Genomic DNA, 16,813 nt, shown 5'->3' with positions numbered 1-16,813 from the left:
CAAAATATGACAAACACTCCCCTTACAACCAATAAGAAGAATAGCTCCCCAGCACAGTAACAGAAAACCCGAGTGCTTCAAGTTCCATTGTTACGCCTGGCAATAATACATCATCGTATGCTTTGTCGACGTCGATTAAGAAAAAGTAATTTCCAAGACCTGTTTTCATCGGGCGAGATTCGATTTTTGATAAGTTTAATTTTCTCCATGCGAAAGCTGATAACACTTGATATAGTGCCCCTGCGTAATCAGCAGGTAACGTTATCATAAGCGTCGTTTTCTCTCCTCGGTTTTCTCCGTTATTTGGGAGTACTGCTTTCTTTTTCTTATGCAGAACAAGGAAACGTGTATGATTGTTTTTATGCGTATGAATATCACGCCTTACAATTGTTAATCCGTATTTTTCTGCCGCTGCTTCATTTGCAATAGCTGCAATTTTTTCTTTAGGATGTTCTTTCACATATTGCGCAGCAGCGCTTGTTGATGTCATATCGCGAACGGTTACCCCTTTTAATTCCTCATTTAAAAATTTATGGCACTGTGCAATGGCATGCGGATGAGAATGTACAGCGTATACTTCTTTCCACACTTCTTCGTACTGCGGGTGTACGAGTAAATGTTGCTGAATTGGCACTGTAATTTCTCCTACAATGGAAAGCGGCTGCTCATGTACGAGATAATCAACCGTTATATTAACTGAACCTTCTATGGCGTTCTCTAATGGTACAACTGCGAAATCTACGTTTTCATTTGCGGCTGCATCAATACAATCTGGAATCGTTCGATACGGTACATGCCCTGCTTCCGGAAAAAAACGACTCACCGCCATATTTGTAAATGTTGCCTCTGGTCCTAAATATCCTACTCGAATCATCGTCTTTTCCCTCTCTTTTTCGTTTTCTTACTGTTATACCACAATTTTAAATATTCTTCTATGTAAATTTCGAATATTTAAAAAAGACTAGCATTCGCTAGTCTAAATGTTTCTTGTATTCTCTTTGAGCAAAGAAGAAATAAATGATACATGCAGCAATGTAAAACAGAATAAACAAGCCCACTTTCCTTAATGATCCGTCCATAAAGACAGTATTATGAAACGTATATAACGCAACAGCACTATGCATACTCCCTACTATAATTGGTGCAAAAAATAGCATACATAATTGCCAACGAGAAATCTTCCACACTTCTTCCTTCGTCATTCCAAGTTTAGAGAGTGCCCCGTACTGCTTTCGATCCGATGCAATATTATGAAACCATTTAAAATATACAATACTACATGAAGTAAGGAAGAATAATATACTAATGAATGAGCCTACAAATAGAGTAAGATTACCGAACTCTTTCATATTCACATATAACTCCATATTACTTCGAAATGCATCATTTGTATCTTGTTTCATATGTTTCCGTAAATCTTCGTTTAATTCTTTCGTATTTTCGATATTTGGTAATGTGTAACCTCTATATATCATTTTTTCAGAATCCGGAATTGTATTTGCTATACTGTTAAAATCTTCATCATTCATGACAAAAAACAGACCATTAATGTATGAAGGGTGATGGTTAAATTGTACCCCTTCTTTCTGACCGTTAAATGCGAATGGATACGCTTGATTCATTACTTGCAATTGAATCTCTTTTTGATTATATACATTTGGATAATTGCGTTTATTATAATAGACAAGTGTAACTGTTCCTTTTTTAGGATAATACATTTTCTGTTTTTGTTTTCTTGCCTCTTGATTGTATTCACTTTCCTTTATAAGCAGTGCTACCTCTGTTTCTCCCTTATTGGACTGAAAGGATGCATACACTCCAACAAAACTCATATATTGAAAATCATTATATCCATATTGATGTAATAAGTTTTCAACCTTGTCTTTCTCGAAAACTTCATGAGCCGAAGTACCTTTTTCTATGTATGAAAATGAGTGTACTCCTCCGCCACGCCACATATCTTGCATGCTAGAAAAATATAAGAACACCGTACCTGTCGCCGTAACGACAAACGTTGTTGCCATAGACAACAGAAAGAAAAAGCGACTATTTTCCTTCATTCGATGTGACAATTGATTCACTATAAATAAATACGGATATGTATACATAATCTTTTTATTTCGTTTTATCACTTCTAACAATTGGCTAACACCATGTGTAAAAGAAAAATACGTTCCAAAAAAGATAAGTATAGACACAGGGAAAAAGTATAATGCTATCGTTGCCACCGTCACTTGTAGCGCTAGCGCATATCCCGTTCCTAAACAAGCAAAGCCGAATAAACAAAGCCACTTTGATGTTTTCCTCTCTCGTTTATCTGTTCGAAATTCTTTTAATAACCGTATGATTTTTATATTCCATATACGTAAAGCACTTATAAAAGATAACAGAACAAAGACGAGCATATATATAACAAACGTTACACCAATCGCTCTCATGTCAAATATGACAGGGAGTTCTTTCGGAAGGTGAAGTAACATACTAAATACCATAAAAAAGAGTTTCAAAAAAATCATGCCAAGCCCAATACCGAAAATATTAGCGAAAATTCCGATCAATATTTGCTCGGTCATAATCACTCCTATTACGTTAGACTTCGTCGCTCCCATTAACATATATAACCCTAATTCTTTCTTACGTGCTTCTATGAAAATAGAAGTAGAGTACAAAATAAATATGACGAAAAAAGAAATAATTATAACGTTACATATGATAAGTCCCCAGCGTACATTTTGATACCACATCGTCTCTTGCATATACGGATGTACAATGACAGACATGTATGCAAAAGACGCAAATATTGCAAAACAACTACTTAAGAAAAACACTTTATAATTACGCCAATTTCCCTTTATATTTTGTAGCGCCAGTTGCCGAATGTTCATCTATCATCCTCCTGTACCTTACTACACAGGCAAAAAGCTAGAGGTTTCCCTAGCTTTTCACATGTTTTAAATATCCTCTTTGCGCGATCATAAAGTAAATGGCAGAAGCTAAAATATAAGCCCCTATTACAATCGCACCTGATTTCCATAAATCGATATAAAGCATTTTCCCTAACGTATGAAGAGCAAACCCACTATGAATTGTACCGATTAAAATTGGGATAAAGAAGATAACACCCATCTGACGAATTGCAATTTTACGAATTTCTTTATCTGTCATACCAATTCTTTTTAATGACTTAAATTGAATACGATCTTGTTCTTTATCGTTAAACCATTTAAAGTATGTCATGCTACACGCAAAGAAGAAGAACAGTACTGCTACGAAGAATCCGATGAACATTGTAATCGCTCCACCTTCTCTTATATCTTTATAAGCGAACACTGCGTTTCTCAATTCCCCTTGCTTTTCTGGTGCAATTTCCTTTTTCAAATCTAGCACAAGGTCTTCCGTACTTTTCCAGTCTTCAATATAATAACCATAATATTTCGTCTTTTCTTCATCTGGTACGAGCTTTTCGTATTTCTCAAAATCTTGATCATTCACAATGAGATATTCGCTATCATTAAAAACAGAATATGACGTTGGCTCATTTAATTGAGCAGACTGCATTTGTCCGTTGATTGTAAATTCATACGGTTTCGTACGATCTATCTTCATAAGCTCATTTGCTGCATCAACCATAACCATCGTCGCACTACCTGGTGCATTATGAACCTCTGTAATTTGCTCTTTCTTTTGTTTACGCACTTCCGCGTTATATTCTTTTTCTGAAATAATCATCATTGGTACTTCACGTTCACTGTTAAACAACATTATTTTCTGTGTTGCAGGTAGTTTTACGTAAGTTACTTTTCGTGCATCTTCAAACCCATGTTTTTTTACAATCTCTTGTTCTTTTTCTTCATTAATCAGGCTATGCGTATTTAGTCCCTTTTCCTCATATGAAATAGCATGCGGTGTAAGCTCTATCGTTTTCGCACTCATATTTTCAAAATATACATAAAGCGTACCAACCGCTGAAGAAACAACCGCCGTAATAATAGAAATAACAAATAGAAAACGAGCATTATCTTTCATTTTATAAATAAGATTGCTAAGTACAAACATATTTGGATACGTATAAAAAGATTGTTTTCGTTTTTGCAATGCTTTTAATACGACTGTACTTCCTTGTGTAAATAGTAAATACGTTCCACCAATCGTCAGTCCGACAATTGGTAAGAAATACATAATGAAATTCATAATTGTTACTTGGAAACAAAGTATATACGCAGCAATAATACAGCCTATACCAACTACCCCTAACCATGTAAATGCAAAAGGTTCTACTTTTTGTTTTCTTGCCTCTCTTAATAAATCAATAATTTGCAAGCGGCCTACTGTCCAAACACTAAACAATGATAGTATTAAAAAGAGGATAAAATATATGCCAGCTGTAATAAAAACTGCTTTACTATTCCACACAAGCGGAAGTGTTTTATCAATTTTCAACAATACACTTAATGCTTGGAAGAAAAGTTTTGAACAAAGCATTCCAATCCCAATACCTACTACAATGGCAATACTCCCTAACATCAGTTGCTCTAATATAATCATTCGGCCTAGCTGAGACTTCGTTCCACCTATTAACGTTAATAAGCCAAATTCTTTTTTTCTTGCTCGTAAAAACGTTGAATTCGCATATAAAATAAAGAGTGCTGAGAAGATGACTACAATATAATTCATCGATTCTAACCCTTTTGTAATCATCGTCTTCATACTAATATTACCACTTACGACATCTGGATGATAAATGAAGGAAGCATACATGAAAAATACGACAATCGATAAACAACTACTAATAAGAAACGCTTTATAATTACGCCAATTTCCTTTTACGTTATTAAGCGCGAGCTGGCGAAAGTTCATGATATTCTCCTCCTAGCATCGCAAGTACGTCTAAAATTTCTTGGAAAAAGGCTTGCTTCGTTCTTCCTTTATGTATTTCTGAAAAAATCTCTCCATCACGTATGAAAAGGATACGTTCGCAATAACTAGCGGCTACTGGATCATGTGTTACCATTGCAATCGTTACTTTCTTTTGCTCATGCAAATCTTGAAGTGCTCCCATTAATGATTTCGCTGACTTAGAATCTAAGTTTCCTGTTGGCTCATCCGCTAAAATTAATGTTGGTTCATGAATAATCGCCCTTGCAGCTGCTGCACGTTGTTGTTGTCCACCTGATACTTCGTATACTTTTTTATTTAAAATTTCTTCGATGTTTAAAAACCTCGCAATTTCAAGTACTTTCGCATCAATTTCTTTTACAGATTTCTTCGCCATTACAAGCGGCAAAATAATATTTTCTTTAATCGATAATGTATCAAGTAAGTTGAAATCTTGGAAAATGAATCCTAGATGTGTACGGCGAAACTCCGCTAATTTTGCAGCACGCATTTGATTAATTTCTTCACCATTTACAAGCACATGACCTGAAGTTTGCTTATCAATTGTTGCTAATAAATTTAAAAGCGTTGTTTTCCCGCTCCCTGAAGGCCCCATAATTCCTACAAATTCGCCTTCTTCTATTTTAAAATTTATATCGTTTAAAGCAGTCGTCGCTACTGAACCTTTTGATTGGTACACTTTTGTTAATCCTTTTACTTCAAGAACACTCATTTCTAATCCCCCTATGTGTTTTCTTCTTACATTTACTATAAGAAAAATAAGAAAAAGAAACGAGTGATTTCCCTTACAAAACGTTTTGTTATCTTACAGTTTTGTCATTTTTCTCATTAATGTATGATATTCTTCATCTTTTGCAAATTGGAACGTGAATGTTGTTCCTTCCCCTTCAGCCGATTGCACATACATACCGTGATGTAAATTATCACAAATTTCCTTCGTAATATATAAGCCCATTCCAGTTGCTTCTCTCGTTTTACGGCCATTTATTCCCGTAAAGAATGGGTCAAATATACGCTTTACATCTTGCTCTGGAATACCAATTCCATTGTCCTTAATATGTAGTAACACCTTTTGGTCTTTCTCTTCAATTTGAAATTGAATTTCCTTTTTCTCTGCTTCTGAAATTTTCGTATACTTAATTGCATTTACAACAATTTGCCCTATAGCAATACTTAGCCATTTTCTATCAGATGCAACCATACAAGTATCTTCATCAAACATTACTTTCGGAAATACCGACGATTGAATGAAAGATTTTCGATTTTCATTAATAATACCCCTGATGATATCTATCACATTTACTACTTCTACTTTATAATCTTTCGAAAATTGATCTAACCTTGCCATATGTAACGCTAAATCTAACCCATTTAAAATACGGTTATTTTCTTCACGAATACTTTCAATCGTTCCCCTTGCTTCACGGTGCTCCTTACCATATTTCTGTAACAATAATTCAATAACGGATACTGGTGTTTTCATTTGATGGATCCACTGGTTCATAAAAATCATTTGCTGTTGCTCTTTTGCATGCTGCTTATGAACTTCATTCATATATTGCTGCCTTAATAGCGTAAACGCTTCAACAACCATTTCTTGCTCTGACGTATAAGAAGTATCAATAAGTAAAGAGTCGTGTAATGTATTTCCGCTAGCAACATATTTTTCGATTCTTTTTAAAAATACACTTCGTTTTCGATAATCGTAAATGAGGTATACAGTAAATACAACTGTCCCTAATAAAAGCCCATATAACCACGTACTCCAATCAATGGATCTTTTTTCTAAAAGACTTTGCAACTGCAAAACGAGCCCAAATAAACAAAGGCTAATAATATAAGAAAGAAGTAAAGAAAAACGGTCCATGAGGTAATTTTTAACCTTCATGCCCTTCGCCCCACTCTGTAAGAAGTGCATAACCATATCCGCGTTTCGTTACAATTGCATTTTTAATGCCTAACTCCTCAAGTTTCTTCCTTACACGCTTTACATTCACGGTTAATGTATTATCATCAACAAAAGCTACTTCATCCCATAAAGCCTCTAACAGCTCTTCACGTGTCACGTATTGATTTGCTTGTTTCATTAAACATTCTAATAAATAAAACTCATTTTTTGTAAGTTCCGTTTGTTGACCTTTCCACTCTACTGTGTGCTGTGATGGGAATAATAACAATCCATTAACACCTAAGCAGTCACTTTCCGCGGCCAAAGCATACTCACCATACCCGCGGCGGAGTGCACTTTTCACCTTTGCCATTACGATATCTAAATGGAATGGCTTTGTAATGTAATCATCTCCGCCATTTTCAATCGCCATTACTTGATCCATTTCCCCTGTTCTTGCAGAAACAAAAATAATTGGCGCATTCGATACAGTGCGGATTTGGCGGCACCAGTAGAAGCCATCAAAGTATGGTAAATTAATATCAAGTAACACAAGATGAGGACTTACTTTTACAAACTCATCTTTTATATGCCGTAAATCGCTCACTCTGAAAGATTGATATCCATACCTTTCTAAATGCTCCTCTAATATCTCTGCAATTTTTTCATCATCTTCTACAATTAATATTTTATACATATTCCTTTTCTCCCCATAAAATATTCTTCTAAAATCACTCCTTTTTCTATTATAAATTGAAACTTTAATCAATGGGGATTTTTTCCTATATCGACTTATGGTTCGCCTATACGAATTAGTTTTTACTGGACTCAAATAACGAAAAAAAAGACCGCCATATTTCGGCAGTCTTAATCGATAAATTCAAATTGATATTCAAGAATTTTCACAATATCTCCGTCTGTTGCGCCACGTGCACGAAGGGCTTCATCAATACCCATTCCACGCATTTGACGAGCAAATCGGCGTACAGATTCATCACGTGAGAAGTCTGTCATCTTGAATGTTTTCTCAATGTCATAACCAGAAATAACAAATGTGCCATCACTTTCGCGTGTAATTTCAAAATTAGATTCAGATTCAAATTTGTACATTACACTTGCTTCAGATTCTTCTACATCATCGTACATTGGGAATTCTGGTGTTGTTTCTAATAAGTTCGCTACTTCAAATAGTAAGTCACGAACACCTTGTTTCGTTACAGCTGAGATTGGGAAAATTTTCACTTCGTCTCCCAATTTCTCTTTAAATGCTTGTAAGTTTTCTTCTGCATCTGGCATATCCATTTTGTTTGCAACAACAACTTGTGGACGCTCAGTTAAACGCATATTGTATTCTTTTAGTTCATTATTGATTGTGACATAATCTTCATATGGCTCACGTCCTTCTAAACCAGACATATCGATAACGTGCACAATTACACGTGTACGTTCGATATGACGTAAGAATTGGTGTCCAAGTCCAACGCCGGAGTGTGCGCCTTCAATTAGTCCAGGAAGGTCAGCCATAACGAAGCTGCGGTTATCACCAGTTTCAACAACACCAAGATTCGGAACGATTGTTGTAAAGTGATATTCTGCAATTTTCGGACGCGCTGATGATACAACAGATAATAATGTAGATTTACCTACACTTGGGAATCCAACAAGTCCAACATCTGCTAGCACTTTAAGTTCTAGCGTGACATCACGTTCTTGACCTGGTTCCCCGTTCTCAGCGATTTCTGGCGCTGGGTTCGTCGCTGTTGCGAAACGTGAATTACCACGGCCACCTCGGCCACCTCTTGCGATTACAGCGGTTTGTTCATGCGTTACTAAATCGGCAAGAATTTCACCTGTTTTTTCATCTTTCACTATTGTTCCTGGTGGAACCTTTACGATTAAATCTTCAGATTTACGACCGTGCTGACCTTTACTCATTCCGTGCTGACCGCGATCAGCTTTGAAATGACGTTGGTAGCGGAAGTCCATTAATGTACGTAAGCCTTCCTCAACAACAAAAACAACATCTGCACCTTTACCACCGTCGCCACCTGCTGGGCCACCTTTAGGTACATACTTCTCACGACGATACGCAACCATTCCGTTACCACCGTCGCCGCCTTTTACATATATCTTGACCTGATCTACAAACATTATTTCACCACACTTTTTTCGATTAGTTGTAATATAACTGAGACTTCTTCGTCTCGTACTGTATAAGAAATGGAATACCATTTATCATTTTCGTTCGCAAGCCACGTTTGTAGTTCTTCTACATTCGTTAGCTTTCCACGAAAATCAAAAAAGAAACGAGCATTCTCCGCGTCACTTTCAATTGTGATACAAACATAATTTTCAACATATACGTCTAAACTATGCTGAAGCATTAAGAAAAACTGATTCGTCCATGTACATACAGTCTCATCTAGATGAGATAAGTTATGTAATTTCCCTAATACTTCGTACTCCAATAAGCACGGCTGCTGTTTCCAATTATATGTTAAAATCCACTCTGAAAATAAAGGCATTGATAGCCCCATCAGATTGGATTCTTGTCTCGCTTCTTGGACAAAACGATCGATGAGCCTATGAATCTCTTCCACTTTTCCAAGGGAAAGATTTCCTTTAACCATCTGCAAACGATTGAGCCAATCATGTCTCGAGTGGCTCAACGCATCTATAATTGTCCATTTTTCATTCATTTAGATACCCCTTAATATAGAAAAACTCTAACCTGCACTCAGGTTAGAGTTTTCCGTGAGTTCTTATGCTTCTTGAGCAACAGGATATACGCTCACTTGTTTGCGGTCACGACCAAGACGCTCAAAGCGTACTACGCCGTCAACTTTCGCGTATAAAGTGTCATCGCCACCACGACCAACGTTAACACCTGGATAAATTTTTGTACCGCGTTGACGGTAAAGAATTGAACCACCTGAAACCGTTTGACCATCTGCGCGTTTAGCACCAAGACGTTTTGACTGAGAGTCACGACCGTTCTTTGTACTACCTACACCTTTCTTAGATGCGAAAAACTGAAGATCTAATCTTAACATACGTTACACCTCCTGCACTTTTTCTATTAAACGGATATACTTTCCGTAATCAAGTTCAATCGTCTTAAGTGAAACAACCAATCCTTCTAAAAGTATTTGTGCTTTTTCTGCTGTATGAACGTCTAAATCATTAGGCAATTCATACGTCAAGAATCCGCCATCACTTCCGAGTTCAATAGTTGCCTGCACATTACAAAGTTCCTCCACTGCATTTATAGAACCAAACACAACCGCTGTAGTTCCAGCACAGACAAGATCTTGTCCATGTGGCGCATAATTGGCATGTCCAGTCATTTTAAATGATCGGATACTTCCTAGTTTCGTGCGACTTATCGTAATCTTAATCATCTTAACCAGAATTAAGCGTTGATAGCTTCAACTACTAGCTTAGTGTAAGGTTGACGATGACCTTGTTTCTTACGATTGTTCTTTTTCGCTTTGTATTTGAAAACGATGATTTTCTTAGCGCGACCTTGTTTTTCAACTTTCGCAGTAACTGTTGCACCCTCTACAACTGGGCTACCAACTTTCACGTTTTCGCCACCAACGAAAAGAACTTTGTCAAAAGTAACAGTTTCACCAGCTTCAACATCTAATTTTTCAATGTAGATTGCTTGACCAGCTTCAACTTTAATTTGTTTTCCACCTGTTTCGATAATTGCGTACATACTTGCACCTCCTCTTAATTACTAAGACTCGCCAAAAACGAGGTAGACATAAAATGTCTTTAGGGAACCTGTCTTGTGCGGTTGTAGCATATAGCAGTTTAGGTGCTATAAACTATAACATAAAAATATTACCATGACTCATTGACTGTTGTCAATGAATGTTCTGCTAACTATTTTTTCCGTTCTACAATTTCTTTCTTACTTCCAAAACGGATAATAGCGTACTTTTCGATAATATCATCTTTGAAATAAATTTCAAATGGAATATTTTTTTGTAATTCTTTTTGTGAAAAATGTTTTTGTACTTTTTTTGAAGCACCAATCAATACAGCTTCATCCTCTATATTACCATAAGTAATAAGCTCTCTCTCTAGCTCATACGCAATTGTTTCATTAGATATAACGTAACCTGTCGCTTTACAAGGCGCACACTCTTCTAATAATACGTCACGTAACGAATGTTTCTTGCGCTTACGCGTCATCTCTAAAATACCTAACTCTGTAAACCCAAGCACTCTTGTATATGTGCGATCATCTTGTAAAGCTATCGTTAAACGCTCTCTTACCTTCTCTTTATCTTCTCGTCTTTTCATATTAATAAAATCAATTAATATCATCCCGCCAATATCACGAAGTCTTAATTGACGAGCAATCTCTTCAGCAGCCATTTCATTTGTGCGAAATACGGTATCTTGTAAATTTTGTTTTCCAGTAAATTTACCTGTATTCACATCAATTACAGTCATCGTCTCCATTTGTTCTACAATTAGATAGGCACCATTTGGTAGCCACACAATTTTTTGAAGTGCTTTCTCGATTTCACGATCTATTCCAAAATGGTTAAACATCGAAGATTTTTCATTATAAAAGGATACTCTTTCTTTCCCTACTTTTTCTTCTAATTCTTTTACTATACTTCTCGTATCTACAACTATTTTTTCAATTGTTTCAATTGGGTTCTCCTGAAATACACGATCTAAAAACGTCGCTGGTTGATGAAGTAGTAAGGGCGCCTTCCCTTGATCTTCTTTTCTTTTTAACTCTTCATATAACTGCTGCAACCTTTGCATTTCAGCTTGTATTTCATCGATCGTTCCTTTTTCAGAAGCAGAACGGAAAATGTATCCACCTGTTCCTTCTACTTCAATTCCCAGTAACTGTTGTCTTCTTTTATTATTTTTTATTTTCCGAGAAACAGCGCGCATGTCATCATAGGGCATGTAAACGACATATTTTCCGGTAAATTCTATCTTCGCCGTTAATTTTGGCCCCTTCGTATCAATTGCCTCTTTCACAACTTGTACAAGTATCGCCTGTCCTTCATGTATGCGATATGAAGATGGTACATCATCAAATGAAAGATATGCATGTTTTTCTAATCCGATATTTACAAAGGCTGCGTTCATTCCAGCAATTGTTCTTACGATACGCCCAACATAAATATGTCCGACAATCTCCTGCTCTTCATTCCGTTTCCATAAAAGCTCTACAATTTTTTGTTTCTCTTCTATCGCAACACGCTTTTCCGAACCAGTGTAGTTAATATATAACGTCTTCAAAATTCTTTCCTCACTTTTCATTTCTTTTCCTTACAATATAAAAGGTTAGTGTCGTCGTCAACACTAACCAATTAATTCTTCAACAGATGAGGTTGTTCGTTTTTCAGCAAAATACGCATACAACAATTCATTTTCGTCCAATGTGTAATGCTCTTTATATTTTCCATGGACGATAATAGAGTGTTTATATCCTCTGCGAAATTTTGTGAAAATCGTATATAAATGATCTTCCGTTTTCACCTCAATAGGTGCTATTTTTTCAATATCTCTTTTATTCCCATAATAACGCTCTAATAAAAAACGCATAAATGCGTACCGTCTTTGTTTCCATTCTTGATATAAAGAAATCGCTAGAAAAACGAGTAATACCCACATCATAATGTTATTACTATTCCAAAGTAACTGCCATCCTAATATTACACTAAAAAAAACACATGACAATTTCATCATCTTTTCATGTGCTTGTAAATAGGGAAAACGATATGATAATACATTAAATAATACTTTTCCACCATCAAGTGGCCAAATAGGCAATAAATTAAACCCTAAAATAATGACATTATTCCATACAAAGAAATGGTACAAATCGTCAGTTACCCAGCCCGCTTTATACAAAATGTAAGCGACCGCAATCATCCATATATGCTGAATTGGCCCCGCCATAACGACAATTAATTCTTCTTTTAACGATTTGTTCCCATGTTCTTCCATCTCAACTACGCCACCAAACGGCAAAAGCTGAATTTGTTTAATACGCCAATTATAATACGCTGCGGCAAAAGCATGCCCAAGTTCATGAACTAAAACGATACAAAATAACAATAGTAACTCTTTAAAACGTGCTGTAAAAATACCAATGACAATAATAACCCAAAACAACGGATGCACAGAAATTTTCGTGAAAACATCCCTATATTTAATCAAATGAAATCACCTGAATTGGATCAATAAATTTTTCATTCTTTTTTATTGCAAAATAAAATTTGCCATTTTTATTATTTTCATCATTACTCACTATTCCAATTTTTTGTTTCTTTGAAACGTAATCATATAATTTTACTGACATATCATTTAAATTTGCATACCATGACTCCGTGCCATCAGCGTGCTGAATTTGAACTGTATTTCCAAGTTCCTCTTTCTTGCCCGCAAAAACAACTATACCTTCATTTACTGACTCCACCGTTGCATTTGTAGCCGTTTGAACAAATACACCCTGGCCGTTTTTTTGAAATCCTTGCATCACCTTTCCAGAGGCAGGAATCGCATAATCCTTTTGCTGAATAGCCTCTTCTTTTTTCTCATTTGGAGAAAAAAACACGAGAGGTTTTCCAAACTGATTTTCATACCATTTCGATATAGTAGCAAATTGAAATTCTTCTTGCATAACTTTTTCTGTAACAGCTCTAGTACCATCAAAAGAAGAAGGTGCGTTCTTAAATAAAATAGCAACCGAAAGAACTAATATTGCTGATAGCAAAACTTTGAAGAGAAAAACTTCTTTTCGAAATAGAGGATGAATTTCCTTCTCCCCCTCTTCAATAAAGACCGTTTCGCTATCAAAATCTCCTCCCGCAAAATACTGCTCTTCTTCTAGCAATTCTTGCTCTGCTTTCCTTTTCGCAATCCGCTTTTTAATTTCTTCCACACGTCTATTCTTCATACTGTCTCCTTTCTTTCGTTAGCCTTATTCAAATAGAAACAGTTATATACAGTTTGTACATATGTATGAGTTATAGAAGGAAGATATTCATGCGAAGAAAAAAGAAAGCACTCCGCATTTATGCGAAGTGCTTTTAACGGATTCCAAAGAAATTTTTCATCTTTGTAAATACCGATACTTTTTCTTGTTCAAATGCTTGTAATGGTACATTCTCACCTAACAAGCGTCTTGCAATATTACGATAAGCTATTGCTGCTTTTCCGCTAGGTTGCAGCGCTACAGGTTCACCTGTATTCGTAGCACGAATAACTTCATCATCATCCTCGACAACTCCAAGAAGCTCGATTGACAGTGTACGTACGATTTCATCAACGTCTAACATATCCTGTTCATGAAGCATATGACTACGCACACGGTTAATGACAAGTTTCGGTGGTTCAATATCCTCTTTCTCTAAAAGCCCGATAATACGATCCGCATCACGCATTGAGGATACTTCTGGTGTTGTTACAACGATTGCTTTATCCGCACCTGCTACTGCATTTTTAAACCCCTGCTCAATCCCCGCAGGACAATCAATTAATATGTAATCATAATCTTGACGTAATACTTGTATTAATTCATCCATTTGTTCAGGTGTTACCGCCGATTTATCGCTCGTTTGTGCTGCAGGTAATAAATAAAGATCATCAAAACGCTTATCTTTAATAAGAGCCTGAGGTAAACGACAACGCCCTTCAACGACATCAACAAGATCAAATACAATACGATTTTCTAGCCCCATTACTACGTCTAAATTGCGTAAACCGATATCTGTATCAATTAAACACACTTTTTTTCCAGATAACGCAAGGGCTGTACCAATGTTCGCAGACGTTGTAGTTTTACCTACTCCGCCTTTTCCAGATGTAATTACTATTGCCTCTCCCACAGCTATACAATTCCCCTTTCTAACTTTGTTAAATTAGGTCTAAGATGAGTGAGAAGTTGCAGGCGATCGACAACAATGTGATTATTCTCATTAATGTACGCACATTCTGCCGCCTCTGCTCCGTCTTCTTTCTCTTCCGGAGCCCGCATTGTCACATCACTAATTCGGAGTTGCATAGGGTTCATAATAGATGCAGCAATAACAGCTTCTGAATCTCCATCATACCCCGCATGTGCAATTCCTCTTAATGATCCCAAGACAAAAATATTCCCCCCAGCGATAACCGTTCCGCCTGGATTAACATCTCCAATTAATAATAAATTGCCTTTTACATGTAACACTTGTCCAGAGCGAACAATTTTGGAAATAGGGACAATTTCTGTTTCTTCTTTCCAAGCTATTGCTTCTGCTTTTGTTATAACATCACTTTCGATTGATTCTACAACAAGGTTTTTCTTATTGCGAATTAACGTACGAATCTCTTCTTGTTGTACTTCTGTTAAATAGCGATTTCCTACTTTAACACGCACTTCAATTAAAGAACGTCCGTCACTCTCATAGTAATGTGTAGAAAGCTTTTCATCCAATTCTTTTAATAGCTCAGAGAATGAACAGCAATCATCTAAATGAAGTGTTATTCCATCTTTTGTCCCTTTTATCGTTACATTTTGTTGCTTTTTTTCTTCCACTAAAGTTCACCCCACCGATTCAATTCGACATAAAATTAGAAAATCCTTTTTTCTTTTTCTTCTATCGCTTTTGAAAGACGCACTAAATATCGTCTCAGTGGGAAACAAACTATTAATAAGAAAATTCCATTTAGCAATAAAGTAGCAAGGAGACGATCTGTGAAAAAGACAGATGCTGACATGTGAGTACGTCCTAACAAAGTTAAAAACCCATACACATAATACTCTAATGCTGCAATGCCAGCCAGTACGATAGAAGCGACAATAAATAAATTCAATTGTAATACTTTCATCACACTATAAACTAAATAAGCTAAAATCGGATAAGCAAATATATATATACCGACAAGTTCCGTGTATACGGTATCAAATAAGAAACCAAATAATAGTCCGTAGTAAATCCCTTGAACCGGACTATAGTACACTGTAATAAAACATAACACAATTATAAAGAAATGCGGTGCTGCTATACTGCCTTTCCAAAAGACGTCTGTTGGAACAACAGTAGAGAACATATTTTCAAATAAAAAAACAAAAAGGAGCAAAAGAGGAAGAGCTGCTCTTTTTAAAATCGTCATCATCTCTTCTCTCCCTCCTATTCTAACGGCGCTGTAGGCATATCACGTTTTGCAACTATAATATGCTCTACATCATTCAAATCAGCGGATGGTTTTACATAAGCTGTTTTTGTTAAACCGTATGGATCTGGCTGAACATCAACAATTTTCCCAATCGCAAGACCTTTTGGGAAGATATCACCAAGTCCAGATGTTACAACTAGTTGATCTTTTTCTACTTTTGCATCAGAGCTAATCTTTGTGAAAAGAAGTAGTTGTTTTTCTTTATCGTAACCTTCAATTAATCCAAAGATATTTTCTTGTCCTTGTACAATAGCAGAAACACGGTTTGTTCGGCTCATCGAACTTAACAACTCTACTGAAGATGTAAACTGAGATACACTTTTTACGCGTCCAACTAAACCTTTCGGAGTTACAACAGCCATATCTTTTTTGATCCCTTGCTGTGCTCCTTTATCAATTCCAACTAAATCGTACCATTTATCGGGATTACGAGAAACGACACTAGCTTGTACTTCCGTATAATCACCACGGGACTTTTCTTTACCAGTTAATTCTCGTAGTTTTTTATTCTCATCGTCTAAATTTTTCACTACTGCAGATAAATCTGCGGTAGAATCTAATTTTGCTTTCAGCTTTTTATTCTCTTCATACGTGCGCTTTACATCTTCTACGTTCTCGAAGAATCCGGCAACATAATTCGCTGGCTTTTGGAATACACGTTCTACAACACCGACAGTATCTTTTATAAACTGCTCTGGCCATGATAAACTGTTCCGTTCTTTCAATGAGATTCCAATCAATGCCACGAGAAGAATAATACTAACTAACAAAACAATTAATCTTTTGTTTAAGAAAAACTGTGGCACGTTCACACCCTCTTAATTT

General features: G+C 36.2%; 18 protein-coding genes and 1 other annotated feature. All 18 genes read right to left on the bottom strand.

Annotated features, from left to right (window positions below; genetic code table 11):
- Positions 1–22: 22 nt before the first annotated feature.
- The 18 genes from pheA to mreC all read right to left on the bottom strand — a co-directional run bounded on the left by pheA (position 23) and on the right by mreC (position 16,794).
- Complete coding sequence (pheA, locus tag MR155_RS00550) at positions 23–874, bottom strand: prephenate dehydratase (RefSeq protein WP_242307580.1); 852 nt, start codon at positions 872–874, stop codon at positions 23–25.
- Positions 875–971: 97 nt separating this feature from the next.
- Entirely contained in the window at positions 972–2,885 is a 1,914-nt protein-coding gene (locus MR155_RS00545; protein ID WP_242307577.1) for an ABC transporter permease, read from the bottom strand.
- A 49-nt stretch (positions 2,886–2,934) separates the two neighbouring features.
- Positions 2,935–4,857, bottom strand: coding sequence for an ABC transporter permease (locus tag MR155_RS00540; protein ID WP_242307574.1), 1,923 nt, complete (start codon positions 4,855–4,857; stop codon positions 2,935–2,937).
- A complete protein-coding gene (locus MR155_RS00535) occupies positions 4,832–5,608 on the bottom strand; it encodes an ABC transporter ATP-binding protein (RefSeq protein WP_002015381.1) in 777 nt (258 codons plus the stop codon). Before MR155_RS00535 ends, MR155_RS00540 begins: the two co-directional genes overlap by 26 nt.
- 93 nt (positions 5,609–5,701) lie before the next feature.
- Complete coding sequence (locus tag MR155_RS00530) at positions 5,702–6,784, bottom strand: HAMP domain-containing histidine kinase (protein WP_219303590.1); 1,083 nt, start codon at positions 6,782–6,784, stop codon at positions 5,702–5,704.
- Positions 6,774–7,481: a response regulator transcription factor gene (locus MR155_RS00525; protein WP_002034150.1), complete on the bottom strand. Its 708-nt coding sequence runs from the start codon at positions 7,479–7,481 to the stop codon at positions 6,774–6,776. The genes MR155_RS00530 and MR155_RS00525 overlap by 11 nt, the downstream gene beginning before the upstream one ends.
- Positions 7,482–7,651: 170 nt before the next feature.
- Positions 7,652–8,935 carry a GTPase ObgE gene (gene obgE / locus MR155_RS00520; protein WP_002015378.1) on the bottom strand — a complete coding sequence of 428 codons (1,284 nt, stop codon included), beginning with the start codon at positions 8,933–8,935 and terminating at the stop codon, positions 7,652–7,654.
- Entirely contained in the window at positions 8,935–9,483 is a 549-nt protein-coding gene (locus MR155_RS00515) for a sporulation initiation phosphotransferase B (RefSeq protein WP_242307572.1), read from the bottom strand. Before MR155_RS00515 ends, obgE begins: the two co-directional genes overlap by 1 nt.
- A 63-nt stretch (positions 9,484–9,546) precedes the next feature.
- Entirely contained in the window at positions 9,547–9,837 is a 291-nt protein-coding gene (gene rpmA / locus MR155_RS00510; protein WP_000944957.1) for a 50S ribosomal protein L27, read from the bottom strand.
- Between the two features lie 3 nt (positions 9,838–9,840).
- On the bottom strand, positions 9,841–10,185 hold the full coding sequence (locus tag MR155_RS00505) for a ribosomal-processing cysteine protease Prp (protein WP_002138477.1): 345 nt from the start codon (positions 10,183–10,185) through the stop codon (positions 9,841–9,843).
- Between the two features lie 11 nt (positions 10,186–10,196).
- Positions 10,197–10,505 (bottom strand): 50S ribosomal protein L21, encoded by a 309-nt coding sequence (gene rplU, locus MR155_RS00500; RefSeq protein ID WP_000270907.1) that lies wholly within the window; start codon positions 10,503–10,505, stop codon positions 10,197–10,199.
- Between the two features lie 14 nt (positions 10,506–10,519).
- Positions 10,520–10,598, bottom strand: a sequence feature (ribosomal protein L21 leader region).
- Between the two features lie 77 nt (positions 10,599–10,675).
- Positions 10,676–12,085: an Rne/Rng family ribonuclease gene (locus MR155_RS00495; RefSeq protein ID WP_242307569.1), complete on the bottom strand. Its 1,410-nt coding sequence runs from the start codon at positions 12,083–12,085 to the stop codon at positions 10,676–10,678.
- 42 nt (positions 12,086–12,127) lie between these two features.
- Positions 12,128–12,988 carry a M50 family metallopeptidase gene (locus MR155_RS00490; protein ID WP_002088816.1) on the bottom strand — a complete coding sequence of 287 codons (861 nt, stop codon included), beginning with the start codon at positions 12,986–12,988 and terminating at the stop codon, positions 12,128–12,130.
- Positions 12,981–13,727 carry a M23 family metallopeptidase gene (locus MR155_RS00485; RefSeq protein WP_002034147.1) on the bottom strand — a complete coding sequence of 249 codons (747 nt, stop codon included), beginning with the start codon at positions 13,725–13,727 and terminating at the stop codon, positions 12,981–12,983. The genes MR155_RS00490 and MR155_RS00485 overlap by 8 nt, the downstream gene beginning before the upstream one ends.
- 133 nt (positions 13,728–13,860) lie before the next feature.
- On the bottom strand, positions 13,861–14,658 hold the full coding sequence (minD, locus tag MR155_RS00480; protein WP_000503308.1) for a septum site-determining protein MinD: 798 nt from the start codon (positions 14,656–14,658) through the stop codon (positions 13,861–13,863).
- 2 nt (positions 14,659–14,660) lie between these two features.
- Positions 14,661–15,347, bottom strand: coding sequence for a septum site-determining protein MinC (gene minC, locus MR155_RS00475; RefSeq protein ID WP_002015372.1), 687 nt, complete (start codon positions 15,345–15,347; stop codon positions 14,661–14,663).
- A gap of 35 nt (positions 15,348–15,382) precedes the next feature.
- Positions 15,383–15,928, bottom strand: coding sequence for a rod shape-determining protein MreD (gene mreD / locus MR155_RS00470; protein WP_002015371.1), 546 nt, complete (start codon positions 15,926–15,928; stop codon positions 15,383–15,385).
- Positions 15,929–15,942: 14 nt separating this feature from the next.
- Positions 15,943–16,794, bottom strand: a complete 852-nt coding sequence (gene mreC, locus MR155_RS00465; protein WP_002138478.1) for a rod shape-determining protein MreC — start codon at positions 16,792–16,794, stop codon at positions 15,943–15,945.
- Positions 16,795–16,813: the final 19 nt, after the last annotated feature.

Source organism: Bacillus cereus group sp. BfR-BA-01331 (genome assembly GCF_022663915.1).
Lineage (GTDB): Bacteria > Bacillota > Bacilli > Bacillales > Bacillaceae_G > Bacillus_A > Bacillus_A mycoides.
This window is presented reverse-complemented; position numbering and strand designations above follow the sequence as displayed.

What these genes read in the sequence shown, in the direction of transcription:
- MR155_RS00545 (WP_242307577.1), bottom strand. Translation starts at nt 2,885, where the DNA reads ATGAACATTCGGCAACTGGCGCTACAAAATATAAAGGGAAATTGGCGT.
- MR155_RS00540 (WP_242307574.1), bottom strand. Translation starts at nt 4,857, where the DNA reads ATGAACTTTCGCCAGCTCGCGCTTAATAACGTAAAAGGAAATTGGCGT.
- pheA (WP_242307580.1), bottom strand. Translation starts at nt 874, where the DNA reads ATGATTCGAGTAGGATATTTAGGACCAGAGGCAACATTTACAAATATG.
- MR155_RS00530 (WP_219303590.1), bottom strand. Translation starts at nt 6,784, where the DNA reads ATGAAGGTTAAAAATTACCTCATGGACCGTTTTTCTTTACTTCTTTCT.
- MR155_RS00495 (WP_242307569.1), bottom strand. Translation starts at nt 12,085, where the DNA reads ATGAAAAGTGAGGAAAGAATTTTGAAGACGTTATATATTAACTACACT.
- rplU (WP_000270907.1), bottom strand. Translation starts at nt 10,505, where the DNA reads ATGTACGCAATTATCGAAACAGGTGGAAAACAAATTAAAGTTGAAGCT.
- MR155_RS00515 (WP_242307572.1), bottom strand. Translation starts at nt 9,483, where the DNA reads ATGAATGAAAAATGGACAATTATAGATGCGTTGAGCCACTCGAGACAT.
- MR155_RS00485 (WP_002034147.1), bottom strand. Translation starts at nt 13,727, where the DNA reads ATGAAGAATAGACGTGTGGAAGAAATTAAAAAGCGGATTGCGAAAAGG.
- rpmA (WP_000944957.1), bottom strand. Translation starts at nt 9,837, where the DNA reads ATGTTAAGATTAGATCTTCAGTTTTTCGCATCTAAGAAAGGTGTAGGT.
- obgE (WP_002015378.1), bottom strand. Translation starts at nt 8,935, where the DNA reads ATGTTTGTAGATCAGGTCAAGATATATGTAAAAGGCGGCGACGGTGGT.
- MR155_RS00505 (WP_002138477.1), bottom strand. Translation starts at nt 10,185, where the DNA reads ATGATTAAGATTACGATAAGTCGCACGAAACTAGGAAGTATCCGATCA.
- MR155_RS00535 (WP_002015381.1), bottom strand. Translation starts at nt 5,608, where the DNA reads ATGAGTGTTCTTGAAGTAAAAGGATTAACAAAAGTGTACCAATCAAAA.
- MR155_RS00525 (WP_002034150.1), bottom strand. Translation starts at nt 7,481, where the DNA reads ATGTATAAAATATTAATTGTAGAAGATGATGAAAAAATTGCAGAGATA.
- mreD (WP_002015371.1), bottom strand. Translation starts at nt 15,928, where the DNA reads ATGATGACGATTTTAAAAAGAGCAGCTCTTCCTCTTTTGCTCCTTTTT.